The following is a 26,593-nucleotide window of genomic DNA, read 5'->3' as shown; positions in this document are numbered from 1 at the left end:
AAGTGGCCGCCTTTGCACTTGCCAGGCGGCCACCTCATGTCGCACTAGCAGCAGGTACTACTGGCCAGCCATTCCGCGGTCAGTGTCCTGGATCTGTGACATCATGTCGCGCAGTGCCGTCGCCATGTCGTTGATGCCTTCGAAAGCCTTCTTCAGGCCCTGGTCCAATTCCTTGTAGCCCTCGCCGAACTGGCCCGAAGCGTGCTCGGTGGTGAAATCCTCGCCCAGCAGCTTGTCGATGCCGGAGTGCAGCTGGTCCAGAATGCCGTCCAGGTCATCGCGGCCGGTATCCAGCTTCGACGCCATGGCTTCCATTTCACCGTAATTGGCCTTGAAATCAGTCATAACTATTCTCCTCAAGAATTCAGCAAGCCCGTTGTTCGGACCGCAATGGCAGGTAACGGAATCTACGCTAATGTGGCAAATGGCTTTAATACAATGGGGAGAAGTCCCCGTGGCGGACCAATATCCCATTGAAGTAGAAAGATCCTATGGACGTCGTCGCAGCAACCCTCGCCAAATCCCGCATACTCGGAATGCGGCCGGCCGATGCTCGCTTGCGCATCTGGTCCTACCTGATTGACTACGCCGTGGCGTTGGCCGCGTTGCTGCCTGCAGGCATCGGCTTGGTGATCTTCCTGGTCAGCGGCGCCTTCTCAACGGTTCCTCTGGTACTGAGTGCAGTCAGCGCCCTGCTCATGCTGGTTTATGCAATCGTGCTGATCTCGATGAACAGCCGCAAGGGCAGTTCCCCGGGCAAATCCGCCATGCGCCTGCGCTCGGCGCACCTGGGCACGTTCCAGGCCCCTGGATTCGCCCGCGTACTGGTCGCCGGCCTGGTCTTCCTGCTCAGCCATCTGCTCCCGGTCATCGGCCCGGCATTGCTGCTGCTCTCCTGCCTGTTCGACAAGGAGCACGGCCGCAGCTGGCTGGACAAGATCGCCCAAACCTTCGTGGTGGATGTCCGCAATGGGCTGGACCCCACCAATCCGCGGGCGCTGGCCCGGGCAGAGTATCTGCTCGCCCGGCCCGAACGCGATGTCTCCGAGCATCTGCCCTCTCTGGGCACGGTGGATGGCGGGGCCGAGCTGGACGAGCTTTCGCTGCCCTCCCGCCCAAGGTCCACTGCGGGCATCATCGGCGCGCAGAACAGCGATTGGCATGCGGCGCCGGAGAATTTCGGCGGAGTCATCCGGCGCGCGGCCTTCGCATTCGATGACGGCTCATATATCCCGGTGCCCGAATCCGGGCTCATCGGCCGGGCTCCGCAAGCCCAGGGCAGTGCCGGCAACGAGCTGCTGATCGCGTTGAAGGATCCCCAGCGCCTGTTGTCCAAAACCCATCTGGCCTTCGGCTGCGACGGGATGAGCGTGTGGGTCATGGATCTGGACTCCGGCAACGGAACCCAGATCACCGTGGCTTCTGGCGCTCCCTATAACATCTCGTCCCGGACCCGGGTGAACCTCAACGACGGCGACATCGTCCACGTTGGCAGCCGATCCTTCCGCATCACTTTCCAGGAGACCGACCAGTGAAAATCAAGGCCACGCTCAGGCGCCAGGACCACAGCACCGTCGATATCGTGATGACCTGCGATGCCACCGCCACGGTGGGCGACGCGGCGCGGGCCCTGGCTGGCGAACAGGCCCCGGAGCGCCCCACCTTGCTGGCAACGGCCGCCGGCACCGCGCCGGTGCAGCTGGACCCGCAGACCCTGCTGGCCGAGGCCGAGCTCGGCTCCGGATTCGCCATCGAGGTCGTGCCGACCACCGATGCCTTCGTCTCGGGCGGTTCGGCCGCCGCGGTGCTGCGCATCGCCAACGGGCCGGATGCCGGCATGGCGTTTGCGCTGCCCGCGGGCACCTCAACGGTGGGGCGCTCGGAAAAATCCACCGTGGTGCTCAACGACCGGCTGGTCTCCACCAAGCATGCCCGCATCGAGGTGGGAAGCAAGATCGAGCTCGTGGACCTGAACTCCGCCAACGGCATCCTGGTCGATGGCGGGCTGGTGCAGCGGGTGGCCGTGATCCCCGGGCAGCTCATTACCCTCGGCGCCACCGATGTCTACTTCGAGCTGCTGCCCCGGCATACCACCGGGCAGTCCCCGGTGCACGAAAAGGGCGGCTCGATCATCTTCAACCGCTCCCCCCGCGTGGAAATCCGCCATCCGGGCCAGGAGCTGCCCCGCCCCGCGATTCCGCAGGAAGCCACCCCCAAGCTCTTCCCCTGGCCGATGATCTTCGCCCCGATGATCATGGGCCTGACCATCTTCTCGCTGACCCAGCGCGTGCTCTCGCTGATCGTGGTCCTGATTTCCCCGCTGATGATGCTGGGCAACCTGATCGGCCAGCGCACCCAGAACAACAACAAGCTGCGGCTGGAAATCGAGACCTTCGAACGGCAATTCGAGCAGCTCGAAGATGCCCTGCTGGACGGGGAGGAAGCCGAGCGGGCGCACCGGCGCAGCGAGGCCCCGGCCACCGCCACGGTGTTCGAGCAGGCCGAGTCGCTCGGCCCGCTGCTGTGGACCCGGCGCCCCGAGCATTGGAATTACCTCTCGCTGAGATTGGGCTCCGGCTCTGCGCGCAGCCGCACCACCGTCGCCGAGCTCTCGGACCGGTCCGGGCTGCAGGATTATGTGGAACGGGTGGAGCAGCTCACCGAGAAATACCGGATGATCGACGATGTCCCGATCATCGAGCTGCTGCCCGCCGCCGGGGCCATCGGCATCGCCGGGCCGCGCATCGAGGCCGCCGACGCCCTGCGCGCGCTGGCCGTGCAGCTCTTCGGCCTGCATGCGCCCAATGACCTGTGCACCGCGGCGATCATCGACCCGGCCTGGACCGAGGACCTGGAATGGTTCAAGTGGCTGCCGCACACCACCGGCCCGCGCTCCCCGCTGGCCAATATCGCGATGGCCGACACCCAGCCCTCGGGCACGGTGCTGCTCAACGCCCTCGAAGAGCTGATCGCCCGGCGCAACGACCCGTCCTCCTACCGCTTGGGCCCGCTGGCCACCAATGATTCCTCCATGGAAATGGGCAAGGAGGTCGGCGAGCAGAATTCCAAGATTCCGCCGGCCAAGGACCTCTCGCTGGTGCTCTTTGTCAGCAATGACGCCCCGGTGGACCGCGCCCGGCTCTCGCAGATCATCGAGCGCGGCCCGGCCGTGGGCATCTACACGATCTTCGTGGCCCCCACCGTCGAGTCCCTGCCCGCGGCCTGCCGCACATTCCTCGATGTCACCGATGGATTGGACGCTGCACGGGTCGGGTGGGTCCGGGCCGGCGAGGAAGCGAGAAGGGTCACCGTGGAAGGAGTCTCGCGCGAGCATGCCGAGCACTTCGCCCGCCGGCTGGCTCCGGTGGTGGACTCCAGCTCGCTGATCCCCGACTCCTCGGATATCCCCGACTCGGTGTCGCTGCTGCGGGTTCTGGGCACCGAGCTGGCCGAGTCCCCCGAGGCGGTGCTCGAGCGCTGGAAGCAGAACAATTCGGTGATCGACCGCGCCGCCACCGGTTCCAGGCCGCGGCTCAAGCGCGCCGGCACGCTGCGCGCCTACATCGGCCAGGGCACACCGGATGCGATGAGCCTGGACCTGCGCACCCAGGGGCCGCACGCGCTGGTGGGCGGAACCACCGGCTCGGGCAAGTCCGAATTCCTGCAGGCCTGGGTGCTGGCCATGGCCGCCGAGTACAGCCCGGACCGGGTCACCTTCCTGTTCGTGGACTACAAGGGCGGTTCGGCCTTCGCCGACTGCGTGGAGCTGCCGCACTGCGTCGGGCTGGTCACCGACCTCTCCCCGCACCTGGTCCGCCGCGCGCTGATGAGCCTGCGTGCCGAGCTGCACCACCGCGAGAAGCTCTTCCACCGCAAGAAGGCCAAGGACCTGCTGGAGCTGGAAAAGCGCCAGGACCCGGAAACCCCGCCGGCCCTGGTGCTGGTGGTGGACGAGTTCGCCGCCCTGGCCGGCGAGGTGCCCGAGTTCGTGGACGGCGTGGTGGACATCGCCCAGCGCGGCCGTTCCCTGGGCATCCACCTGATCCTGGCCACCCAGCGCCCGGCCGGTGTCATCAAGGACAACCTGCGCGCCAATACCAACCTGCGCGTGGCCCTGCGCATGGCCGACGCCGCGGACTCCAACGACGTGGTGGAGGACCCGATCGCCGCGGGCTTCGACCCCTCGCTGCCCGGGCGCGGCATCGCCAAGACCGGTCCCGGCCGGCTGGTGCCCTTCCAGTCCGGCTATGCCGGCGGCTGGACCACCGATGAGCCCGAGGCCGCCGAGGTGCGCGTTGAAGACCTGCGCTTTGGTGGCGCCCGCGTCTGGGAGCAGCCCGAATCCGCCAGCGAGCATATCGAGGAGAACAGCGGGCCGAACGACCAGAAGCGCCTGGTTTCCAGCTTCATCGCCGCCTCCCATGGCGCCGGCATTCCGGCCCCGCGCCGGCCTTGGCTCGATGACCTGGCGGCCACCGTGGACCTGCGCGAGCTGGCCCCGGACTCGGACAGCAAGATCCCGCTGGCCCTGGCCGACATCCCCGAGCACCAGGCCCAGCAGACCGCCTGGTTCGAACCGGATACCGACGGCCACCTGCTGATCTACGGCACCTCCGGCGCCGGCAAGTCCGCGGCTCTGCGCAGCATCGCGCTCGCGGCCGGTGCCAACCCATCGGCCGGCACCGCCGCGGTGTACGCCTTGGAATTCGGCACCAGCTCGCTGCGCTCGCTGGATCCGCTGCCGCAGGTCGGCGCGGTGATCGGCGGCGATGACGTGGAGCGCATCCAGCGCGTCTTCCGCATCCTCTCCGAGCACCTCGATGAGCGCTCCGCCCGCTATGCGGCTGCGAACGCCGCGAACTTGAGCGAATACCGCCAGGTCACCGGCAACATCTCCGAGCCGCGCATCTTCCTGCTGATCGATGGCTTCGGCCAGTTCCGCAGCGACTGGGAACTGGGCCACGGCCGCGGCGAGTTCTACCAGGTGTTCATGCGGATCGTGGGCGAAGGCCGCCCGCTGGGCGTGCACGTGGTCACCACCGCCGACCGCTTCGGCGCCGTGCCCACCGCGATCAGCGCGAACATCACCCAGCGCGTGGTGCTGCGCATGGCCGACGAGCAGGCCTACAACGTGCTGGGGGTGGCCAAGGATGTGCTCAGCGAACGCAGCGTCCCGGGACGCGCCATCGTCAAGGGCCACGAGGCGCAGATCGCGGTGCTCGGCGGCACCGCCAACGTGGCCGAGCAAACGGCTTTGACCACCAGCTGGGCGCAGGAGTTGCGCGCTTCCGGGGCCCCGCAGGCCGCCGGCGTCGAAGCCCTGCCCCAGGAGTTTTCCGCCGAACTGCTTCCGGACTCGTTCCAGGGGCAACCGGTCATCGGCCTCTCGGATGCGACACTGGGCCCGTGCGGTTTCGAGCCGATCGGATCCTTTGTCATCGCCGGCCCTCCGCAGAGCGGCAAGACCACCGCGCTGCGCGCCATGGTCACCGCCCTGGAGCGGGCCAACCCGGCCACCCAGTTCTTCCACATCGGCGGGCGTCGCGCCGAGCTGCGCACCTGGCGGATGTGGAACGGCACGGCTTCGGGCCCGGCGGAAGCCCGCCAGTTCGCCAAGGACATGGTGGACATGGTCGCCGATGAGTCCATGCCCGGCAAGATGGTCTTTGTGATCGAGAACTTCAGCGAATTCGGCGACTCGGATGCCGAGCGTCCGCTCAAGGAGCTGCTCAAGGCCATCAACCGCTCCGACCATTTCCTGGTGGCCGACGGCGACATCAACCAGTTCTCCTCCAGCTTCGGCTTGCTCGGCGAGCTGAAGTCCAGCCGGCACGGCATCGCGCTCAAGCCCGACGCCTACGACGGGGACTCGCTGTTCAAGGTGCCCTTCCCGCGGGTCAAGCGCCACGAATTCCCGCCGGGCCGAGGCTTCATGGTCCAAAACGGCCAGCGGACGCTGGTCCATCTGCCACTCGTGGAGCAGTAGGCCAGCGGCCCGGGCGCAAAGAAAGGTGGATTCGCAACCATGCGAATCCACCTTTGTTTTGGCAAATGCCCCTTATGCGGCTTGGACCAAGGCTTCGCGCAGTTCGCGCGCTGCGAAAGCTGGATCCGCGGCACAGTAAATGGCTCCGCCAGCTACCGCCACTTGAGCTCCAGCTTTTTGGACATCGCCAATCGTCTTGATACTGACCCCGCCAGCCACAGAGAACGGGACTTCGGCAACGATTCCGGCGTTGAGCAGGCCGTTAAGGTCGTAGCCAGGCTGCGCCTGCTCATCGAGCCCAGCGTGGAACTCCACGAATTGCGCCCCCAGGGCAATGACTTCCCTGGCCCGCTTGGCCTTGTCCGGGATGCCGATCAGGTCGACAACAATTCCCTTGTTGCGTTCCTTCGCTGCTTTCACCGCACCTGCCACGGTGGAGTCATCTGCACTGCCCAGCACGGAGACCAAGTCGGCTCCGGCAGCGAAGGCAATGTCGGCTTCCAGCTCGCCGGCGTCCATGGTCTTCATATCGGCAAAGACGATCTTGTCCGGGTGGGCGCTCTTGATCGCGGCGATTGCCGAGAGGCCCTCGGCCTTGATCAGCGGCGTCCCCAGCTCGATGATATCGACGTAGGGTGCAACCTTGGCAGCCAGCTCCAAGGCGTCCTGCGTGGTCAGCAAATCGATGGCAACTTGAATCTTCATAGCTCTCTTCTTTCTCTCTAGATTCCCGTCCTGATTGGCCAGGGCGGCTTATTCCAAATTTGCGTGTCTCGTCCAAAGTTCTTCCGCCGCACAATCCGTGTTCTTCCAGAGGATGTGGAAGATGGTTTCGGTGAGGACAAATAGCGACTGCTCGAACAAGCTGCCCGAATACTGCTGGGACAGCGAAGACCCGTGATCTGTTTTCCGCACGGCCGGAACCAGCACGGTCGCCGTAGCCAGGTTCGCCAGTGGCGACGTGCCGTCGGTGGTCACAGCCAGGATCTGGGCGCCGATGCTTGCTGCCTTTTCGGCGCTCTTCACCACGCCGGAGGTGGTTCCCGAACCCGAGGCAACTACCAGGAGGTCATCCGCCCCGATCGCCGGGGTGGTGGTCTCTCCCACCACATGCACTCTCAGCCCCAGATGCATCAAGCGCATGGCAGCCATGCGCAGCACAAGTCCGCTGCGGCCAGCTCCGGTGAGGAAAACCCGCGGTGCCCCGCCGATCATCCGCGCTGCCTGGGCAGCTTGGGATGCTTCCACGGTCCGCGCACTGGCGGCAAGTTCAGCGAGAATAACATCCCTGGCGGAAAGCACGGACTCGTCCGCCACTGTTGTCGCTGATACGGCCGGCGCTGCGCTCATGCTTTTCCCTTCGCTGGTTGCTGCGGGCTTGCTGAGCTCGCACGGGTGAATACCTTCAATCCTCGCGAATCCTCCGGGTAGGTAATACACCGTCTTCTAGCAGTTTTTCCTACCCGAAAGGGTGGGCCGGTGGCCGGCACCTGGATTAGAATCTCCCCATGGCAATGACGCACACCACCACTTCTGCCGGGCCAGGCGATCGGCTCGCACCATGGGATCTGCTGGAGAAAGTTTCGTTGCTGGCCACGTCCCCGCTGCTGGAAATTGCGCCGCGGCTGCAGTCAGCGTTGTTGCCGGCCATCCGTTGTTCAGCCCTGCTGATTTTCACCGAGGATTGCACGGGCAGGCCGCAAAAGAAGGCCGGGGATGAGTCGATCACGTCAAAAGCGAGCGTTGAGGAATTGGAGCGCATACGGCGTTCCCATCCCGAACAGGTGCGCTGGCGCGCCACGGATCTGATCGCTGGCTCGCAGCGCGAAATACTTGTTCTGCGCTACCTGCCAAGCAATGCGCTTCTTGTTCTGGTGGACCCGGCCTTCGGCGAAGTACCCGTCAACCATGCCGATTCACGGGATCTGCTTGACTACCTGTGGGACCTGACGGCCGCTCGAATCCGGGAAAAAGTTGCTGATGCGCCGCCGTCCTACCTGCGCGAATCCAGAGCGGTATCTGCCGAGCGCACGCGGGTCACCACCGAGCTGGTGGATCAATTCTCTGCGAGCCTGGACGCACTGCTGGCTACCCTGCGCAGCGGGCAAATCGCCGATGCCCCCGCGCGCCAGAAAGCCACCGAGTGGGCAGCGCACACCCTTGTGGGCCTGCGCACGCTCGATGACCGAACCAATGGACTGGTTGAAGAACCGGTAGGCACCGCATTCAGCCGCTTGCGCGATGATTTGCGCCCCCTGAGCGAGGCAGGTGAAGTGGAATTGCAGTTCATCGAGCCGCCTGCCGATGGGCGGGCTTTGCCGGGCGAGGTTGCCCACGCGGCTCGCTCGATCATCCGCGGGCTGGCCATGGCCATGATGGAGCAGCCGCAGATCCAAAGGATTCGCACGCAATGGGACTGCGACGGGAAAAACCTGTTGATCAATGTCCGCGATGACGGCTTTGGCACGCTGGATCACCAGGCACCGGTCATCCAAAGGCTCCAGCGCCAAGTGCAGGCGCTGAAGGGAACGCTGAATCTGTCGGCCATCGCGGGGTGGGGTACCGAAGTTGCGGTAGCGCTCCCGCTAGATGCGCCGCGAAGCTCCGCGGTTGATGTTGCCCACTGGAAATTGGCCACCCGCGAATTCGAGGTATTGAAGCTTCTGGCTTCCGGGCAGGGCAACCGCGCCATCGCAGCAGAGCTGCGAATCAGCGAAAATACGGTGAAGTTCCACATCCGGAACTTGTTCAAGAAGCTGGATGTCCACTCCCGCGCCGAAGCGGCCGCGCTGGCTCATAGCCGCGGCCTGATGGACGCCTCCTGAGGTTGGCCCAGGACGCCGTGCTCCAACCTGGCTCATCTCAAGTTGGCTGGAGCCGGCGCCTGGTACCGGCTGCCGGGTCATTCCATAAGGCAGGAAGCACCCCGGCTAGAATTCGAAGTCGCCGAAATCCCCGCCGGCGCCACCGAGGAAGTCGCCGAATGCGCCTTCTCCAGCCGAGGAGATCTGCTCTCCGGCACCCGAGATGGTGTCCCCCAGTCCTTCAGCCATGGATCCGAATTCCTCGCCGATTCCGGAAAAGCCTTCCAGCAATGGGCCAGCAATCGCGGTGCCGATAAATGCACCGGCCACTCCGCCAAGCAGGCCAACGCCGAGTCCCCCGGCACCGGCAGCCAGGCCGCCTGCCATTCGCGAGCGTCCCGACCCCGAACCGAGGATCTTCTCCATGAAGCCAGGGCGTGACACCTCGGCACGCGTCGCTGCCCGGGCCAGGTCTTGCGGCCGGTCGCTGGCCGGGCGTTCTGCCGCCGGCAATTGCTCGGAAAGCTCGGACTGCAACAGCGCACGCTGCTGCGGAGTCAATCGCGAGAAGGCCTCGGCGTGCGCGCGCTCCATCTCCTGTGGCGGAGCGGTACGCAGCATGTACTTGTACTTCTCGATAGCCGCCTGGTCTTCGCGGGAAACCCCGGCAGCAGCTGGACGCTGGTTGGAATATCCCTGGTTTCCATAGGATGGACGCTGCTGATGCTGGGAATACGCGGGAGCAGCACCGCGCGATTTCTGCGACCCCTGCGAGCTGCGCTCGGTGAGCTGCTCGCGCACATACTCGCCGGCCATCTGCTTGCCCTTGCGGATCAACTTGTTGAACATGGACACGACTATCACTCCTTGTTGAGAGGTCGGCGGATCGCTCTGCGACCGCGTCTACCTTCTTAAACTCCTAGGCCGTGGACTTAGTTCCCACCACTTCTGCTTCACGCTGCGGGCTGAACACCCCAGAACCGTGGCGCCAGCGGTAATAGGCCAGGCAGGCGAGGGTGAACGGAACACCGAAGTACAAGGCCGGCCGCTGCACCGGATCAAACCCCACGCCGATCAGTGACGCGCCAAGCAGCACCAGGGCAATGATCGGAAGAATCGGGAACAGCGGCGCCCGGTACGGCAAGGAATCGGTGGATCCGTGCACGGCGACGTAGTGGCGGCGGAAGGACAGGTGCGATGCGCAAATCACGATCCACACCGCCACCACCGCGAACCCGGCAATGGAAACCAGCGCGAGGAAGAGCGACTGCGCGGCAATGAAGCTGGAGAACAGCGAGACCAGTCCGCCGAGCATCGACAGGCCCAGGGCCAGCATCGGGATGCCACGGCTATTGGTCTGGGACAGGGCCTTGGGCGCCTGGCCTGCCGCACCCATGGAATGCAGCATGCGGGCGCAGGAATACAGCCCGGAATTTCCGGCCGAGAGCAAGGCCGTGATGATCACGAAGTTCATGATGTCGGCCCCGGCTGGCAGGCCGGCCACATCCAGCACGGTCACAAAGGGACTCTCATTCGCACCGGCTTCGGCAAAGGGAATGATCGCGGCAACGACCACGATGGCGCCAATGAAGAACACCGTCAGGCGCACCACGGCGGTGCGGATCGCGCGGGGAATGCTCAGCTGGGGATTCTTCGCCTCGCCGGCGGCGACGCCAATCAGCTCGGTGCCGCTGAATGCGTAGAACACCGACAGGATGGTGACCAGCACACCGGTGATCCCGGTGGGGAACAATCCTTCTGCGGTATGGAAGTTGGACAGGCCGATGACCCCGACATCGCTGGCCGGATTGATGCCGATGATCGTGGCGGCGCCAACAACAATGACCAGCAGCACCGCGGCCACCTTGATCAGCGCAAACCAGAATTCCGTTTCGCCAAAGACCCGCGAGCTCGTCGCATTCAAGGCATACAGGAGGGCAGCAAAAATCAATGAGAAGACCCAGACCGGGATTTCGGGGAACCAGCGCTGCATCAGCAATCCGGCCGCCGTGAATTCACTAGCCAGGGCTACCACCCAGCACAGCCAATAGAGCCAGGCCGTGGCAAAGCCCCATGCCGGGCCGAGATCACGGGTGGCGTGGGCGTGGAAACCGCCTGCCACCGGATGCCGCGCCGAGAGCTCGCCCAATCCGCTCATCACCATGTAGGCCACCAGGGCACCCACCGCGTAGGCGAGCACCGCGCCGAGCGGTCCTGCCTGGGAAATGGTGTAGCCCGAGGACACAAACAGGCCCGATCCGATGACGCCGCCCAAGGCGATCATCACCAGGTGGCGCGAGGTCATGGTTCTTCGCAGGCCGGACTCTGATTCTGGAGTCTCGTGGGTGCTGGTGGTGCTCTGAATCATGGGGCTCCTTCTGAAATGAATGCGCTTCAGGATATCGAGATTGGCCAGCCGTTTCGGCCGGGCGTGTCATGCGTGGTCACACAGCGTCAAGATCGGTCATTCAGGCCTTCTCCGTGTACCCTCGATGACGTGCCTACCCCAAAACACCCCAGTAATTTCCGTGACGCCCTGAACGACCAGAGCACCCCAGCGATCATTCTCGATGGCGGCCTCGGCACGCATCTGGCCGATCGAGGCAATGACGTCACCGGGGAACTTTGGTCCGCGCAGATCCTCATGGACCGTCCCGACGAAGTCCGTGCGGCGCACCAGGACTTTTTTGCAGCCGGCGCCCAGGTGGCCACCACCTGCTCCTACCAGGTCAGCCGTGACGGCCTGGCCCACGCGGGCTCTTCCGATCAGTTCGAAACGATGCTGCGCACCAGTGTGCGCCTGGCCCGGGAAGCCGCCACTGCAGATGGAGATGCCCCAGCGCGTTGGGTCGCCGCCTCGGTGGGGCCCTACGGTGCGGGGCCGGGTGCCGGCACCGAATACGACGGCGCCTATGGCCTGGACGCGGGCGAATTGGCCCAGTGGCACCGCGAGCGCCTGGCCATTCTTGCTTCGGCCGGAGCCGACGTTGTCATCTTTGAAACCGTGCCAAGCCTTGCCGAGGTAGAAGCCCTCACTTCCCTGGCCAAGGACCTGGACCTGCCTGCAGTGCTCAGCCTCGCGGTCCGTGCCAACGAGCAAGGACAGGTAGTGCTCGGCGATGGCTCGGATCTTCGAGCTGCTGCCAAGATCGTCCGGGACTCTGGCGTCTGGGCTGGGGTTGGCGTGAATTGCTGCCCGGTGCCGCAAGCAGTCGCCGCGTTGAAAATCCTTGGCGAAGAAACCGGGCTGCCACTCTCGGCCTACCCGAACAGCGGCGAAATCTGGGATCACGAGGCCCGTGTCTGGGTTCCAGGAACTGAAGGCAATGACCTGCCATCTGCGGTGCCCGAATTGATCGCCGCCGGCGCTCGCCTGATCGGTGGTTGCTGCCAGGTCAGCCCGGAACAGATCACCCGGGTGCGTGAAGCCGCCCAGCTGGGCTAGATTCTGGAAAGTTTTTCAACCGTGACCCGGCTCCCTGAAAGTTAACCTGACCAGTTCAGTTCCATACTTTCAGGGAGCTTTTCGTCCCTCAGAATAATTCGTTGCCTGCCAAAAAACGTCTTGTTGCTGTCCGTCTCTTGGGATTGGGTTCGGTCATGTCTCGATATCCTCAAGATCAGGTATAAATCTGAAGTCCGTTGAAGGTGTAGAAGCACGATTTAAGCTTTGAGGCAGTGCAGCGTTGGACCGAAAGCCAACTAAGCGGGCGTATTCCTTCGAATTCAAACGCGCGATCGTTCGCCAGTTCCCTGGCAGCGACGGCCCAGTCGGAGCCTGCCCAATTACACTAGCGCCGTTCCCCCAAGGTCCTTGGGCAAGTGGGCCCAGTTCTATCATGAACAGTGCGACGGTGGCTTGCGTCCCAAGGCCAAAGGACGAGCGACTTCTGCGCCAAGAATTCACCTGGTTAGAAGCCCTGACCACTGAACTGGTTGCCTGCGCGCTAGATACAACTATCAACGCATTACATTAATGCTCTAATGCCAGGACCCATGCATATCGGGCATAGGAACTCATGCCAAAGTCCCTTACCTATCGAATTAAAGCATTGAGGTCCGCTTCAGTAGCCCGACAGAATGTCCAGCCCAATAGAGGGCCAGCTGCAGTCTGCGATTGAGCAACCGGCAGCACTAACGCAAAACCTACTGGTCTTTGTTTTTCTGATCATGGCGGTATCGCCCGTACGAAGCACACGCTGCTATGAATGCTATTCCGAAAAGGAGTGCTAGTAAAAACTCAGTTCCCATTGCTCTCTCAATCATGAATAAAAATTCCAGAAGACTAATAATGAAACTTCGTTACAGATCCACTGAAATTCTTGCCGTCTCAACGCTATTCCTAAGTCGTACCGTAGCAAAGGGTGCTGAGAATTCAGTGAAGGTTGCAAGCCTCCTCGTGTCCGTCCCGGGACAAAGTCTTGTCCTCACCTCAGCAGACAATGGAACGCATCTCACTGCCCAATGAAAATGCTGGACAGATCAAGCTGTGGCATTCTGATGGTCGCTGGCTATCCGTTTGCCTGCCCCGGAATGCGCAGCTGAGCAGCCCGACCAATCGGATAAGTGCCCGCCACAGGTGCACTAGTCAACACTGAGCCCCTGAGAACATACAACAGAGCACTAGATCCTGACTCCAACACCGACCGTCAGCCCGGCCACCGCCTCGAGAATCAACAACTCCGCAACGCCACAGCCTCTAATGTCCGTCTTGAATATCTCGCCTTCCCGATTCACTCTTTCCAACAAATAGTCAGCTGTCCCTATCCCCGCGACAAGCGCTTTGCCCACGACTCTTATTTGCCAAGTCCAAGTTTCAGGGTCCAGTTCAGACCGGACTCCTCTTGGACAGGCACAGCCACTACCGTGGCGCCGGGTGCATTATCAAGCTCGGTTCATTGCTGGGTGGATTCGATCCGGAGTTGTCGGCAGTTCCACAATGTTGCCAGGTGCGCTCCTCTCGGCGTGATCCCCCAATAATTGCATCAGCTGCGCCGCAACGCTGACCGCGATGACAGCGGGCTGCTTGCCGGCGACCTCCGGGATCCCAATGGGACATTGGATCCTCGAAATCTCCTGCTCGCTATGCCCGCTGTCGCGCAGATTCTTGCGGAAGCGGGCCCATTTGGCCTTGGACCCGATCAACCCGATGGAGCCCAGCGACCGGTAGCGCAGCGCCGCGTCGCTCAGGTGGAAATCCTCAGCGTGATCATGGGTCATGATCAGCACGTGGCTGCCTTCGGGAAGGGTGCCGAGCACCTGCTCGCCCATAACCGCGACCTGGGCATGGATCGTAGCGACGCTGGGCTGCAAGAGCGCCGCAGCCTCGATGGCTTCGGGGCGCGAATCGGTGAGATACAAGTCGATGGGGTGGCGGGAGAGGATGCGGGCCAATTCCATGCCCACATGCCCCAACCCGAAAATTGCCACCGTTTCCGGGACCGGCAACGGTTCAAGCAAGAGCTTGATTTCCCCGCCACAGCATTGCCGGCCATAGGTGGCCGGTGCCTTGTCATTTAGCCGCAGCTCCATGGTTTCCGGGGCGCTGCTCCCCTGACCGATCAGCTGGCGGGCACGGGCGATGGCAGCCATTTCCAGGTTGCCGCCGCCCACCGACCCAAAGGTTTCATCCGCGGAAATCACCATCTTGGCACCGGCTTCACGTGGAGCATGCCCGCGCACCGCGGTGACGGTCAGCAGCACCGCAGCCCGCCGCTGGCTGCGCAAGGTGCTGACCGCGTCAATCCACGTTTCCATGATTACCCACGCACCGAGTCGATAGCCCAGAACACCGCTTCAGGAGTTGCCGGCGATGCCAGCTGAACTGAAGATCCTTCCGGGCCGAAGGCGGCCACTGCCTGGCGCAAGGCCTCGCGGACGGAGAACGCCAGCATCAACGGCGGCTCGCCTACCGCCTTGGATCCGTATACCGCGCCCTCTTCGTGGGCCTTGTCCAGCAGGGCCACGTTGAAGACTTCGGGCATCTCGGAGAAGCTCGGGATCTTGTAGGTGCTGGCCGCCTGGGTGGCCACGCGTCCACGTCCCGGACCGTCGGAGGTATCCCACCGCAGGTCCTCCAAGGTCAGCCAGCCGGTGCCCTGGACAAAACCGCCTTCAATCTGCCCCAGGTCAATCAGCGGCGAGAGCGAGTCGCCCACATCATGGACGATGTCCACCCGGCGCAGCACATAGGAGCCGTCAAAACTGCTGACCTCCACCTCGCTGGCGGCCACCCCATAGGCAAAGTACTTGAACGGGCTGCCGGTCATGCGCGACAAATCCCAATGCAGCCCCTCGGTCCGGTAGTACCCGGCCGCCGACAATTGAATGCGCTGCATGTAGGCTTCGCGCACCACGTCGTTGAACTCAAGCACTTCGGCCTTGCCCAGCCCGGTGATCTTGCCGTGGGCAAAACGGATATCCGCGGCGGGGACCCCCAGTTTCCCGGCGGCCACCTGGGCCAGCCGGCCCTGGATCTGCTCGCACGCATCCTTGACCGCGCCACCATTCAGATCGCTGCCCGAACTTGCCGCCGTCGCCGAGGTATTGGGCACCTTGTCGGTTCGCGTGGGGGCAATGCGCACACTCGAGAGCGGGACGCCCAGGCTGGTGGCGGCCACCTGCAGCATCTTGGTGTGCAGGCCCTGGCCCATTTCGGTGCCACCGTGGTTGACCAGCACCGAGCCGTCCTTGTACACCAGCACCAGTGCGCCGCCCTGGTTGAAGGCGGTGAGGTTGAAGGAGATTCCGAACTTCACCGGAGTAATCGCCAGCGCCCGCTTGCTGTAGCGGCTATTGGCGTTGAACTCGGCAATCTCCGCTTCGCGCCGGGCCACGTCGGCGCCGTCGAGCACCTGCTGCCAGGCAGCTTCGATCCGTTCCGGATGGCGCACCGGCTGGTAGTACGGGGTGTCCTGGCCTTCGGTGTAGAAGTTGAGCCGGCGCAATTGACTGGCATTGATGCCCAGCTGCGGAGCAACCCGGCCGAGGATGTCTTCGATCACCAGCATGCCCTGTGGCCCGCCAAATCCACGGAACGCGGTCTGCGAGGTCTTATGGCATTTGGCCACGCGGCCGGCCACCCGGATGTTGGGAATCCAGTAGGAATTATCGATATGGCACATGGCCCGGGTCAGCACCGGCTCGGACAAATCCAGGCTCCAACCGCCATCTGCGGTCAGCTGGGCGTCCAGGGCAAGGATCCGGCCCTGCGCGTCGAAGCCGATCTTCCAGGTGGCATAAAAACCATGGCGCTTGCCGGTCATCGTCATGTCCAGGGTGCGATCCAGGCGCACGCGCACCGGATGCCCGGTCAGCTTGGCGCCCAGGGCCGCGATGGCCGCATAGCCGTGGGGCTGCATTTCCTTGCCGCCAAAACCGCCGCCCATGCGCAAAACCTGCACCGAGATTTCGTGGGCCGGCACGCCAAGCACATGCGAAACGATGTCCTGGGTTTCGGTGGGATGCTGGGTGGAGCAGTGGATCAGGAGCTGCCCGTTCTCATCGATCAGCGCCAGCGAGTTCTGCGTTTCCAGGTAGAAGTGCTCCTGCCCGGCAAAGTCGAAGTCGCCCTCGAAGACGTGGGCGGCCTGCTCGAAACCTGCTTCCCAGTCGCCTTTCTGGATAACCGGCTGGATTCCGTGGAAGCTGCTGGCCTTGATGGCATCCTGCACCGTGATCAAGGATTCCAACGGCTCATAGTCCACCGAAACCGCCCTGGCTCCGGCCTTGGCTGCCTCAAGGTCTTCGCCGAGCACCCACGCCACCGGCTGGCCGTAGAACATGACCTCGTCCACCGGAAGCAGCGGCTCGTCATGCTTGGCGCCCTGGTCGTTGACCCCGGGAATATCGGCCGCGGTGATCACCTGCACCACGCCGGGAACCGCTAGCGCAGCACTGGCATCGAGGCCCAGGATTCTTGCGTGGGCGAGAGTGGATTGCACCGGATAGGCGTGCAGCACTCCGGCCAGCCGGTGGGCCAGATCCTCGGTGTACAGCGCGGTGCCGGTGACATGCGCGGCCGCCGATTCGTGGCGGTGGCGCTGGCCGGCAATGGCTGCTTCGGGACGTTGGGACAGCTGGCTCATGGCTGCACCTCCTTGCTTTGAGCTGGCACCGCTAGTTGCTGCGCGTAGAAGCGCTCAAGGGAGGAAGCAAGCATGGCGGTGCGGTACTTGGCGCTGGCGCGGTGGTCATCCATGGGGGTGCCCTCGCCAGCCATCACGGCCGCCGCCTCGCGAATGGTCTCGATAGTCCACGGCTTGCCTTCCAGCATGGCCTCGGTGGCCCGTGCACGCAGCGGCGTCGCAGCCACGCCGCCCAGGCCAATGCGCGCCGTGGCGATCACGCCGTCCTCCACCTCCACTGCATAGCCCACGGCCACCGAGGAAATATCGTCAAAGCGCCGCTTGGAAATCTTCTGGAAGCTGGTAAGGGCAGCCAGCGGCAAGGGGATGCGCACCGCGGTAATCAGCTCCCCGGCAGCCCGGATGGTCTGCCGGTACCCGGTGAAATACTGCGCCAAGTCCACCACGCGTTGGCCTTGGACGCTGGCCAGCACCAATTTTGCGTCCAGGGCCAGCAGCGCCGGCGGGGTATCGCCGATCGGCGACCCGGTGCCAAGGTTTCCGCCCAGGGTAGCGGAGTTCCGGATCAGCCGGGAGGCAAACTGCCCGAAAAGCTGGCCCAGCAGCGGCACCTTGCCGGCGAGGTGCCGTTCCAGCTCGCTGAGCGACAAGCCCGCGCCGAGCTCCAAGAAGTCCTTCTCCCAGCGGATCTGGCGCAATTCCTCGAGCCGGTCGATGGCCAGGACGCTGCGGGCGCGAGCGCCTTTGATATTGACCTCGACACCCCAGTCGGTGCTGCCGGCCACCACGGTGGCCGCCAGCTCATCGGCCAGGATCTGCAGGGTTTCGGCCAGTGTGGCCGGCCGGCGGAAGCGCCCGAGCTGACCGCTGGGAGTATCGGCGGCAAAAAGGTCGGTGGCCACCGGCGCCGGTGCGCTGCCTTCCTGCCGTGCGGCCAGCGGATCGCCGGCTTCGGGCTCGCCCAGCGCGTAGGCGGCATCGCGAATCGGGCGATAGCCGGTGCAGCGGCACAGGTTGCCGGACAGCGCGTGCAGGTCAAAGCCGTTCGGCCCGCACTCGTGCTGTGCCGGATCCCCGGTCGCGCCCTGGGCCGAGCGCTCCGGCCGGTAGTACTCGGCCGCCATGGAGCAGATGAAGCCCGGGGTGCAGTACCCGCATTGCGAGCCGCCGCGATCGGCCATCTCCTGCTGGACCGGGTGCAGCTTCTCCACCGTGCCCAGCCCTTCGGCGGTGATCACCTCCTGCCCATCGAGCGCAGCGGCGGGAACCAGGCAGGCGTTGACCGAGGTCCAGCGGCTGCCCTGGGCATCGGTGCGCGCCAGCAGAATTGCGCAGGCCCCGCACTCGCCTTCGGCGCAGCCTTCCTTGCTGCCCACCAGGCCCTGGTTGCGCAGAAAGTCCAGCGCGTTGGAATGCGGCGGACCGGCAAAGTCCAGCTCGTTGCCGTTGACTGTGATTCGGCAACCGGTTTTCAGGGAATTTTCGGCACTCATGCCGTTGACACCTCCTGCACCCTGTTGTCCGGGTGCACCATGAATGATTGGGATACTGTGCGGGGCAGACCGCGCCTAGTGTCCGTGCGCGATCTGGCCCCTGGACCAGGCGATGCTTTCAGCCATGGGAAGTTTCTCCTTCAAACCCGTGTGGAACTCAAATATAACCCCGATCACATCAACCCAGCAGGAGCGTCAGCGGTCCCCTGGCGAAGTAGACCAGGAAGCCGAGGGCGACGATCCACATCAGCGGATGCACCTTCTTGTGGCGTCCGGCCGCGGTATTGACCACAACCCAGGCGATGAAGCCCGCGCCGATGCCGTTGGCGATCGAATAGGTCAACGGCATGGTGATCAGGGTGAGGAACGCGGGCATGGCCGAGGAGAACCGCTTGAAATTGATCTCGCGGATCTGCGAGCACATCATGGTGCCCACCAGGACCAGGGCCGCCGCGGCCACTTCCATCGGCACCACCGAGGTCAGCGGCGTGAAGAACATCGAGCCCAGGAACAGCAGGCCGGTGATGACCGAGGCCAGCCCGGTGCGCGCTCCTTCGCCAATGCCGGCCGCCGAATCCACGTAGACGGTGTTGGAGGAGCTGGATCCGGCCCCGCCGGCCACCGCGCCCAGGCCCTCGATCACGAAGGCCGCCTTCAGCCGCGGGAAGGTTCCGTCCTTGCTGGCCAGCCCGGCATTTTTGGCCAGCCCGGTCATGGTGCCCATGGCGTCGAAGAAGTTCGTGAAGACCAGGGTGAAGACCAGCATGGTGGCCGCCAGCACCCCGATCCTGCTGAACGATCCGAACAGGTCGAAATCCCCGGCCAGCGACAAATCCGGCAGCGACACGATCTGTCCCTGCAGCACCGGCATGTTCAGGTGCCAGCCGTGCGGGTTCGACTCGCTGCCCGGCCCGATCTTGAACACCTGCTCGGCGATCACCGCCAGCACCGTGGAGGCGACAATGCCGATGAGGATCCCGCCTTGGACCCCGCGGGCCACCAGCGCGCCCATGATCAGCAAGCCCACCACGAAGATCATGGTCGGTATCGAAACGATCGATCCGCTCTCCCCCAGCTGCACCGGCGGGCCGGCCGGGGTGCGGGTCACAAAGCCGGAGTCCACAAAGCCGATGAAGGTGATGAACAGGCCAATGCCCACCGTGATGGCGGCTTTCAGGTCCTTCGGGATGGCGCGGAAGATGGCGGTGCGGATGCCGCTCATGCCAAAGAGCACGATCAGCACGCCGTTGATCACCACCAGGCCCATGGCCTCGGGCCAGGTGACTTCCTGGACCACCGAGACGGCCAGGAAGGAGTTCATTCCCAGTCCTGCGGCCAGGGCAAAGGGAAGGTTGGCGATGAGGCCGAAGAGGATGGTCATCACCGCCGCGGTCAGCGAGGTCATCGCCCCGACCTGGGCGGCGGGCAGCCACTGGCCGGCCACGTCAACCGGTGCCGCGCCGGTGCCGAAGCCGCCGATGATCAGCGGGTTCAGGATGACGATATAGGCCATTGTGAAGAAGGTGACCAGTCCGCCGCGCACTTCGCGGCCCAGGGTGGACCCGCGCTGGCTGATGCTGAACAGGGAGTCCAGCAGTTTCCTTGCTCCGCCCGGTGAAGGAGCGGAGTTGGCAACGTCGTGCTGTTCGCTGAGCGTTGTCATGGCCGGCGCCTAGTAGTCGGTACGGGTTTCCAGGGCGTCCCAGGCCTCAAAGGGCTTGAGGTGTTCGACCGCGTCGTTGTCGAAGTGCTGCACCGGCATCAGTGCCCGGTCGGAATCCGCTTCGAAGTATTCGTAGAACACTGCGTCATCGAATCCCGCCTTGGCGGCATCGTGGCGGTCGGCGGCGTAGCAGACCTTGGAGATGCGGGCCCAGAGCGAGGTGGCCAGGCACATGGGGCACGGTTCGCAGCTGGTGTAGAGCACGCAGCCGGACAGATCGAAGTTTTCCAAGGCCGCGGCGGCGGTGCGGATGGCGACGACTTCGGCGTGGGCCGAGGGGTCGTTGCTTGCGGTGACCCGGTTGACCCCCTCGAAGACCTGTCCATCCGGGGTGACGACGATGGCGCCAAAGGGGCCTCCGGCGTTGTGGACATTCTGGGTGGCAATCTCGATGGCCATCGAAAGATAGTCTTGGCCAGTGGTATTAACGCTCATCGCGCGTCTCCTCATGCTTTAGACAAGCACGGCGCATCATCCGGTTGCCCGCCATGACCCGGCCGTACTCGGCTGCTGAATTGATCAGTTGCACGCCCGGTAGATAGCGACCCTTTGATGGGTGCCCGCCATAGACACGTATGAGATTATCAGCGTGATCCAGACCACGCAATATATTTTTGAGATTGTTTTTTCGCATGATGAATATGCGGTCTTTTCCCGGTTTCCAACGGATTACAAACCTCTATCGGCCTCGAAACGGCGCCCGTGAGTTTAAATTCCCTTCGGTGCAACAACCACTGCACCTTCGCGAAATACCGCTTTGCCATGCTCTAAGCATCAGTCATCTGCGAAGGGAACAAATGCCGTGAGCTCACAAGTAGACCCAGCAGCGCAACTGCGCACCGACACCGCATCCTCCCTGGATATCAGCCCCGGACGCTGGATCAACAACTGGACCCCCGAGGACCCGAAGTTCTGGAACAGCGTCGGGCAAGACACCGCCGGGCGCAACCTCAAATGGTCGATCTTCGCCGAATTCCTCGGCTTCAGCGTCTGGCAGCTTTTTGCCATCGTGGTCGTCTACCTCCCGGCCGCTGGCTTCAGCTACAGCACCTCCCAGCTCTTCTGGCTGATCTCCATGCCCAGCCTGGTCGGTGCCACCCTGCGCATCCCCTACACCTTCATGGTCGCCCGCTTCGGCGGACGCAACTGGACCATCGTCTCGGCCCTGCTGCTGCTCATCCCGGCCGCCGGCCTCTCGCTGGCGCTGTCCAACACCAGCACCCCCTTCGGCGTGATGCTGCTGCTCGCGGCCTTGACCGGATTTGGCGGCGGCAACTTCGCATCCTCGATGGCCAACATCACCCACTTCTACCCGGCCTCCCGCAAGGGCTGGGCCCTGGGGCTGAACGCTGCCGGCGGAAACCTCGGCGCCGCGGTGGCCCAGCTGCTGGTTCCGATCGCCATCACGATTTTCGCCGCCGGCGCCCTGCAGCTGCCACTGGCCGGGATCATCTGGATCCCGTTGATCCTCGTTTCGGCCTGGGGCGCATGGCGCTACATGCACAACCTGTCCTCGGCCAAGTCCGATGTCCGCGGGGCGATCGCCTGCCTGCGCGAAAAGCACCTGTGGATCATCGCCTGCCTGTACGTGGGAACCTTCGGCTCCTTCATCGGATTCGCCGCGGTCTTCCCCAAGCTGATCGTTGACACCTTCCCCGCCTTCTCCCACCTGCCGCTGGGCACCGCCACCATCACGCTGGCCTTCCTCGGCCCCCTGGTCGGCTCGCTCTCCCGCCCCTACGGCGGCAAGATGGCCGACCGCCACGGCGGCGCAAGAATCACCGTGCTCGCCCTGGCCACCATGGCGCTGATCACCGCACTGGTGGTCCTGACCCTGCCGCTGGCCAACTTCTGGCTCTTCCTGCTGCTGTTCCTGCTGCTGTTCGCGGCCACCGGCATCGGCAATGGCTCCACCTACCGCATGATCCCGGCGGTCTTCGCCCTGGGCGTGGGCTCGCAGGGGGCCGAAGCATCACGCAAGTCCGCCGCGGCCCTGGGGCTGATCTCCGCGATCGGCGCCTACGGCGGCTTCCTGATCCCGCAGGCGTTGGGCTTGTCCATGTCCGGCGCGGGATCCTACACCCCGGCCTTCATCGTGTTCATCGGCGCCTACCTCGCGCTGATGCTGATGACCTGGTACAACTACGCACGCTCCGGGACCCGATTCGCCCAGCATGGAGTCTAGAATGACCGCCACCCACTGTCCCTACTGCGCCCTGCAGTGCGGCATCACCCTGGATCCGGCCGACTCGGGAACCACCCTGAGCGGCCGGGACTTCGAAACCAACGGCGGGGCCCTGTGCCGCAAGGGCTTCAGCGCCGCCAAGCTGCTCGAGCACCCGCAGCGCCTGGACACCCCGATGCTGCGCCAGGCCGACGGCAGTTTTGCCCCGGCCAGCTGGGATGACGCGCTGGATCTGGTGGCCGAGAAGGCCCGCAGCATCCGCGCCGAGTCCGGGGCCGATGCGGTCGCGATGTTCGGCTCCGGCTCGCTGACCAACGAAAAGGCCTACCAGCTGGGCAAGTTCGCCCGGCTGGCCCTGGGCACCTCGCGGATCGACTACAACGGGCGTTTTTGCATGTCCTCGGCAGCGGCCGGCAGCAACAGGGCCTTCGGGCTGGATCGCGGCCTGCCCTTCCCGCTGGCCGACCTGGATACCGCCTCGATGATCCTGATGCTCGGCTCCAACGTCGCCGACACCATGCCGCCCTTTGTCCGGCACCTGGAAACCGTGCGGAAACGCGGCGGGCTGATCGTGGTTGACCCGCGCCGCTCGGCCACCGCCAAGCTCAGCGCCGAGGGGGCCGGCTGGCACCTGCAGCCCACCCCGTCCACCGATCTGCAGCTGCTGCTGGGGCTGGCCCATGTGGTGCTCGCCGAATCCCTGGCCGATACCGGCTACTTGAAGGCGCGCACCACCGGCCTTGAAGCGCTGCGTTCCTCGGTGGCCGCCTGGTGGCCAGAGCGCACCGCCAAAGTCACCGGCGTGCCCGCCGAGGCGATCCGCCGCACCGCCCGAGCGCTGGCCGCCGCGGCCCGCGCTGCGAAAAACGGCGGCCACCCGGTCTACATCCTCACCGGGCGAGGCATCGAACAGCACGCCAACGGCACCGATACCGTCACCGCCGCCATCAACCTCGCCCTGCTTTTGGGCCTGCCCGGCACCCTGGCCGGCGGCTATGGCACCATCACCGGCCAGGGCAATGGCCAAGGCGGGCGCGAGCACGGTCAAAAATGCGACCAGCTGCCCGGCTACCGCAAGATCGCCGACCCCGCACACCGCGCGCACGTCGCCAAAGCCTGGGGCGTGGATCCTGGCATCATTCCCGGCCCCGGCATCCCCGCCGTGGAGCTGCTCAACGCCCTGGGCACCGAGGGCGGGCCGCGCATGCTCATGGTCCACGGCGCCAATCCGGTGATTTCCGCGCCGGATGCCACCCGGATTTTCAGCGCGCTGCGCCGCCTGGACTTCCTGGTGGTCTGCGATTTTTTCCTCTCCGAAACCGCCGCCGAAGCGGACCTGGTTCTCCCGGTCTTGCAGTGGGCCGAGGAGGAAGGGACCATGACCAATCTGGAGGGCCGGATCCTGCGCCGGCGCGCCGCGGTGGCAGCACCCGGCCAGGCCAAAAGCGAATTGTGGATCCTCTCCCAGCTGGCCGATCGGCTCGATGCCCCGGGCACCTTCTCCCCCGACGCCGCCGAGGTTTTCGAGGAGCTCAAGCGCGCCTCGGCCGGCGGGATCGCCGACTACTCCGGGGTGAACTGGCAAGACGTTGACCAGGGCGCCGCCATCTACTGGCCCTGCCCCGAAGGCAGCGCAATCAGCACCGAGCCCGGGACCCGCAATGGCACCCCGCGGCTCTTCCTCGAAAACTTCGCCCACCCCGACGGCAAGGCGAAAATCGTTGCCGTCCACGCACCATCCACCCTGCCGGCCCAGCAGATTTCGCTGGTCACCGGCCGGTTGCTGGAGCACTACCAGTCCGGCGCGCAGACCCGCCGGGTGGATGAGCTGGCCGCCACGGCCCCGGAAGCGGCACTGGAAATCCACCCGAGCACCGCGCTGGCCCACCAGATCAGCGACGGCCAGCGGGTCGAGATTTCCAACCAGCGCGGCACCACGATCGCCCGCGCCAAGCTGAGCAGCGACATGCGCCTGGACACCGTGTTCCTGCCCTTCCACTTCCCGGGCACCGGCACCGCCAACCTGCTGACCGACCCGCGGGTGGACCCGGTCAGCTCGATGCCCGAATTCAAGCATGCCCAGGTGAGCCTGAACCCGATCAAGGGGGAAAATTGAAGCATCCCGAACAGATTGTCATCATCGGATTCGGCCCGGTAGCCGCCTCGCTGGTCGAGGGCCTGCTGCCCGCGGTGGCCGCCGGCCGCTGCCAGCTGACCGTGATCAGCGCCGAGGAGCACCTGGCCTACAACCGCGTGCTGCTGGCCGAGCTGGCCATCGGCGCCGCGCAGTTCGAGCACCTGCTCATGGTCGACGAACAGCGCCTGGCCGACGCCGGGGTCCGGCTCGTGCTTGGCGCGCAGGCCACCGGAGTGGACCGCGCCCGGCGCCGGGTGCTGATTCGCGGCAAGGAAGCGGTGCCCTACGACCGGCTGGTTTTTGCCACCGGCGCCCGCGCCATGATCCCGAGCCTGAACGGCCTGAACTTCGATCCGCACTCCGACACCGCGCTGCCCGAACGCGTTTTTGCCCTGCGCACGGTGGATGACGCCCAGCAATTGCAGCAGTCGCTGGCCGATGGCCGGCGGATCCTGATCCTCGGTGGCGGCATCCTGGGCATCGAAGCGGCCCTGGCCATTGCCGCTGCTGGCGGCCACCCCACGCTTGTGCACCACGGCCCTGCTCCGCTGGGCCGCGTGGTGGATTCCGACGGCGGCGCGCTGCTCACCCGCTGCCTTCTCCAGGCCGGTGTTGAGGTGATCTCCGAGGTCAAGGCCACCGGCGTCGTCAAGGACGAGCACGGCTTCACCGCCCTGGCCACCTCAACCCACGGCGAGATTCCCGGTGGCGCACTGCTGATTTCCACCGGCGTGCGCGCCCGCACCGAATTGGCCGAAGGCTGCGGGCTGGCCGTGGGCCGAGGCATCCAAACCAATAGCTACCTGTGCGCAGATACCGAACAGCGCATCTACGCCCTGGGCGATTGCGCCGAAGTGGACGGAACGCCCCCGGTCGGCCTGCTCGCCCCGGGCTGGGCCCAGGCCAGCTGGCTGGCCCAGCACTTGACCTCCGAGGCCGAGATCCCGGCCCCCGATTTTTCCGCCTCCGATGTGCTGATGCTCAAGGGCCAGGGTATCGAGGTGGCCGCCGCCGGCGATATCAGCGCCGGCTTCTGGGACAACCCGGAACTGCAGGCCACCGTTTTTGCCGACCCCTCCGCCGGCCGCTACCTGAAGGTGGTCACCCTCGACGGCGCGGTCACCGGTTTCCTGTCCATCGGCCTGCCGCAAACCAGCGCGGAGCTGGTCCTCGCCTACGAGCGCGGCAGCGCATTGCCGCAGGATCGTTCCACGCTCTTGCGCCTGGACGATCCGGCCGTGGATCCCAGCTCGGCGATCCCCAGCGATGACGATCAGCTGTGCCGCTGCTCCGGCGCCACCTACGGCCAGGTCGCGCATGCGGTGGCCGAAGGCTGCACCACCGTGGCGCAGGTCGGCGAATCCTGCCGCGCCGGCACCGGCTGCGGTGGCTGCAAGTCCAAGATCGAGGAACTGCTGAACAAAGCTCCCGCACTGGCCTAGGCACTAAGCAACGCAGGGACGAGATATCTCGTCCCTGCGTTGTTTCATGTGATTCAGTTGCTGGTGATGCAGTTGCTTGGTGCTGGTCTCAGGCTGCAAGCATCCCGCCCTGATCGTGGACTTCGAACCAGCCCTGCCAAGCGCTGTGTTCTACCTTGATGCCTTGCTCCGCTTTGCTGCTGCGCTCCATATTGGCGCTGCTTTCTGCGCTGTTCATTTGATCTGCTCCATCCACAGCTGGCCTTCAACTTCCATCATCTTGTGCACTGGCAGCGCCGGCGAATCGGCGTTCAAGCAGGCACCGGTATCCAGCCGGTAGACCTCCTTGTGCAGCGGGCAGGCCACGGTGGCCACCGCTTGGCCCTCCACCACGGTGTCGCCCAGGATGCCGCGGGCCATCACCTTGGCGCTGCTGGTTGGGCAGTGGTGCGAGGTGGCATAAAAGGTGTCGGCGTCGGTGCGGAACAGCGCCAGCTGGGCGCCTTCGAGCAGCAGGGCTTCGCCCCAGCCTGGCTCAAGTTCTTCGCTACGGCATACCGGCGCAAAACTCAGGGTTTCTTCGAGGGTCTCTTCGGCAAATTGCGTGCTCATGAACAGGTTCCTTTGGTGGTTGGTGTTCGCTGATATACCGAGCTTAGGATCCGCGTGTTTCGCCCAAGGCCGTGGGCGATTGCTAGGCGGTAAACCCTGGCTAACAGCAGATCAAGGGAGCGTGAGTCCGCATTTGCACCGGAAT

Annotated in this window: 19 protein-coding genes; 7 read left to right on the top strand and 12 right to left on the bottom strand. The window is 64.7% G+C overall.

What is annotated here, in order from left to right; translation table 11 throughout:
- Positions 1-57: 57 nt before the first annotated feature.
- Positions 58-345, bottom strand: a complete 288-nt coding sequence (locus H6F58_RS02355; protein WP_060702708.1) for a WXG100 family type VII secretion target — start codon at positions 343-345, stop codon at positions 58-60.
- 146 nt (positions 346-491) lie between these two features.
- On the opposite strand from H6F58_RS02355, the gene H6F58_RS02350 reads away from it, so the two are divergent.
- A complete protein-coding gene (locus H6F58_RS02350; RefSeq protein WP_060702709.1) occupies positions 492-1,535 on the top strand; it encodes an RDD family protein in 1,044 nt (347 codons plus the stop codon).
- A complete protein-coding gene (locus H6F58_RS02345; RefSeq protein WP_195181011.1) occupies positions 1,532-5,986 on the top strand; it encodes an FtsK/SpoIIIE domain-containing protein in 4,455 nt (1,484 codons plus the stop codon). Before H6F58_RS02350 ends, H6F58_RS02345 begins: the two co-directional genes overlap by 4 nt.
- Positions 5,987-6,058: 72 nt before the next feature.
- On the opposite strand, the gene hxlA is transcribed toward H6F58_RS02345, so the two are convergent.
- Positions 6,059-6,691, bottom strand: a complete 633-nt coding sequence (gene hxlA, locus H6F58_RS02340; RefSeq protein ID WP_195181010.1) for a 3-hexulose-6-phosphate synthase — start codon at positions 6,689-6,691, stop codon at positions 6,059-6,061.
- Between the two features lie 48 nt (positions 6,692-6,739).
- Positions 6,740-7,336: a 6-phospho-3-hexuloisomerase gene (gene hxlB, locus H6F58_RS02335; protein ID WP_060702712.1), complete on the bottom strand. Its 597-nt coding sequence runs from the start codon at positions 7,334-7,336 to the stop codon at positions 6,740-6,742.
- A 158-nt stretch (positions 7,337-7,494) separates the two neighbouring features.
- Between hxlB and H6F58_RS02330 the strand changes: the two genes are divergently transcribed.
- Positions 7,495-8,811, top strand: a complete 1,317-nt coding sequence (locus tag H6F58_RS02330; RefSeq protein WP_348536360.1) for a response regulator transcription factor — start codon at positions 7,495-7,497, stop codon at positions 8,809-8,811.
- Between the two features lie 105 nt (positions 8,812-8,916).
- Here the strand turns inward: H6F58_RS02330 and H6F58_RS02325 are convergent, their stop codons facing one another.
- Positions 8,917-9,639, bottom strand: a complete 723-nt coding sequence (locus H6F58_RS02325; RefSeq protein WP_195181122.1) for a hypothetical protein — start codon at positions 9,637-9,639, stop codon at positions 8,917-8,919.
- 70 nt (positions 9,640-9,709) lie between these two features.
- Complete coding sequence (locus H6F58_RS02320) at positions 9,710-11,158, bottom strand: amino acid permease (protein WP_195181009.1); 1,449 nt, start codon at positions 11,156-11,158, stop codon at positions 9,710-9,712.
- A gap of 129 nt (positions 11,159-11,287) precedes the next feature.
- Here H6F58_RS02320 and mmuM point away from each other — a divergent pair, with 129 nt between their 5' ends.
- Positions 11,288-12,235 (top strand): homocysteine S-methyltransferase, encoded by a 948-nt coding sequence (mmuM, locus tag H6F58_RS02315; protein WP_348536359.1) that lies wholly within the window; start codon positions 11,288-11,290, stop codon positions 12,233-12,235.
- A gap of 1,439 nt (positions 12,236-13,674) precedes the next feature.
- Here the strand turns inward: mmuM and xdhC are convergent.
- From xdhC to H6F58_RS02290, 5 genes are all read right to left on the bottom strand, one after another.
- Positions 13,675-14,547, bottom strand: a complete 873-nt coding sequence (xdhC, locus tag H6F58_RS02310; protein WP_146276440.1) for a xanthine dehydrogenase accessory protein XdhC — start codon at positions 14,545-14,547, stop codon at positions 13,675-13,677.
- Positions 14,548-14,549: 2 nt separating this feature from the next.
- The gene (gene xdhB, locus H6F58_RS02305; protein ID WP_195181007.1) at positions 14,550-16,877 is read right to left on the bottom strand and encodes a xanthine dehydrogenase molybdopterin binding subunit; all 2,328 of its coding nucleotides are present in this window, start codon (positions 16,875-16,877) and stop codon (positions 14,550-14,552) included.
- Entirely contained in the window at positions 16,874-18,370 is a 1,497-nt protein-coding gene (locus H6F58_RS02300; protein WP_195181006.1) for an FAD binding domain-containing protein, read from the bottom strand. Before H6F58_RS02300 ends, xdhB begins: the two co-directional genes overlap by 4 nt.
- 178 nt (positions 18,371-18,548) lie before the next feature.
- A complete protein-coding gene (locus tag H6F58_RS02295; protein ID WP_171919205.1) occupies positions 18,549-20,033 on the bottom strand; it encodes an NCS2 family permease in 1,485 nt (494 codons plus the stop codon).
- A 9-nt stretch (positions 20,034-20,042) separates the two neighbouring features.
- Positions 20,043-20,528: a nucleoside deaminase gene (locus H6F58_RS02290; protein ID WP_060702720.1), complete on the bottom strand. Its 486-nt coding sequence runs from the start codon at positions 20,526-20,528 to the stop codon at positions 20,043-20,045.
- Between the two features lie 367 nt (positions 20,529-20,895).
- Between H6F58_RS02290 and H6F58_RS02285 the strand changes: the two genes are divergently transcribed.
- The 3 genes from H6F58_RS02285 to H6F58_RS02275 are packed head-to-tail and all read left to right on the top strand — an operon-like array spanning position 20,896 to position 25,857.
- Positions 20,896-22,278 carry an MFS transporter gene (locus tag H6F58_RS02285; protein WP_060702721.1) on the top strand — a complete coding sequence of 461 codons (1,383 nt, stop codon included), beginning with the start codon at positions 20,896-20,898 and terminating at the stop codon, positions 22,276-22,278.
- Between the two features lies 1 nt (position 22,279).
- A complete protein-coding gene (locus tag H6F58_RS02280) occupies positions 22,280-24,394 on the top strand; it encodes a molybdopterin oxidoreductase family protein (RefSeq protein WP_195181005.1) in 2,115 nt (704 codons plus the stop codon).
- Positions 24,391-25,857, top strand: a complete 1,467-nt coding sequence (locus tag H6F58_RS02275) for an FAD-dependent oxidoreductase (RefSeq protein ID WP_195181004.1) — start codon at positions 24,391-24,393, stop codon at positions 25,855-25,857. The genes H6F58_RS02280 and H6F58_RS02275 overlap by 4 nt, the downstream gene beginning before the upstream one ends.
- Positions 25,858-25,945: 88 nt before the next feature.
- On the opposite strand, the gene H6F58_RS18280 is transcribed toward H6F58_RS02275, so the two are convergent.
- Both H6F58_RS18280 and nirD read right to left on the bottom strand, forming a co-directional pair.
- Positions 25,946-26,074, bottom strand: coding sequence for a hypothetical protein (locus tag H6F58_RS18280; RefSeq protein ID WP_280521007.1), 129 nt, complete (start codon positions 26,072-26,074; stop codon positions 25,946-25,948).
- Positions 26,071-26,448 carry a nitrite reductase small subunit NirD gene (nirD, locus tag H6F58_RS02270; protein ID WP_060702724.1) on the bottom strand — a complete coding sequence of 126 codons (378 nt, stop codon included), beginning with the start codon at positions 26,446-26,448 and terminating at the stop codon, positions 26,071-26,073. Before nirD ends, H6F58_RS18280 begins: the two co-directional genes overlap by 4 nt.
- Between the last annotated feature and the right edge of the window lie 145 nt (positions 26,449-26,593).

The sequence above is a fragment of the Glutamicibacter sp. FBE19 genome, assembly GCF_015524875.1.
In the GTDB taxonomy this organism is placed as follows: domain Bacteria; phylum Actinomycetota; class Actinomycetes; order Actinomycetales; family Micrococcaceae; genus Glutamicibacter; species Glutamicibacter halophytocola.
The sequence above is the reverse complement of the archived record's forward strand: the minus strand, read 5'-3'. Positions and strand labels throughout refer to the sequence as shown.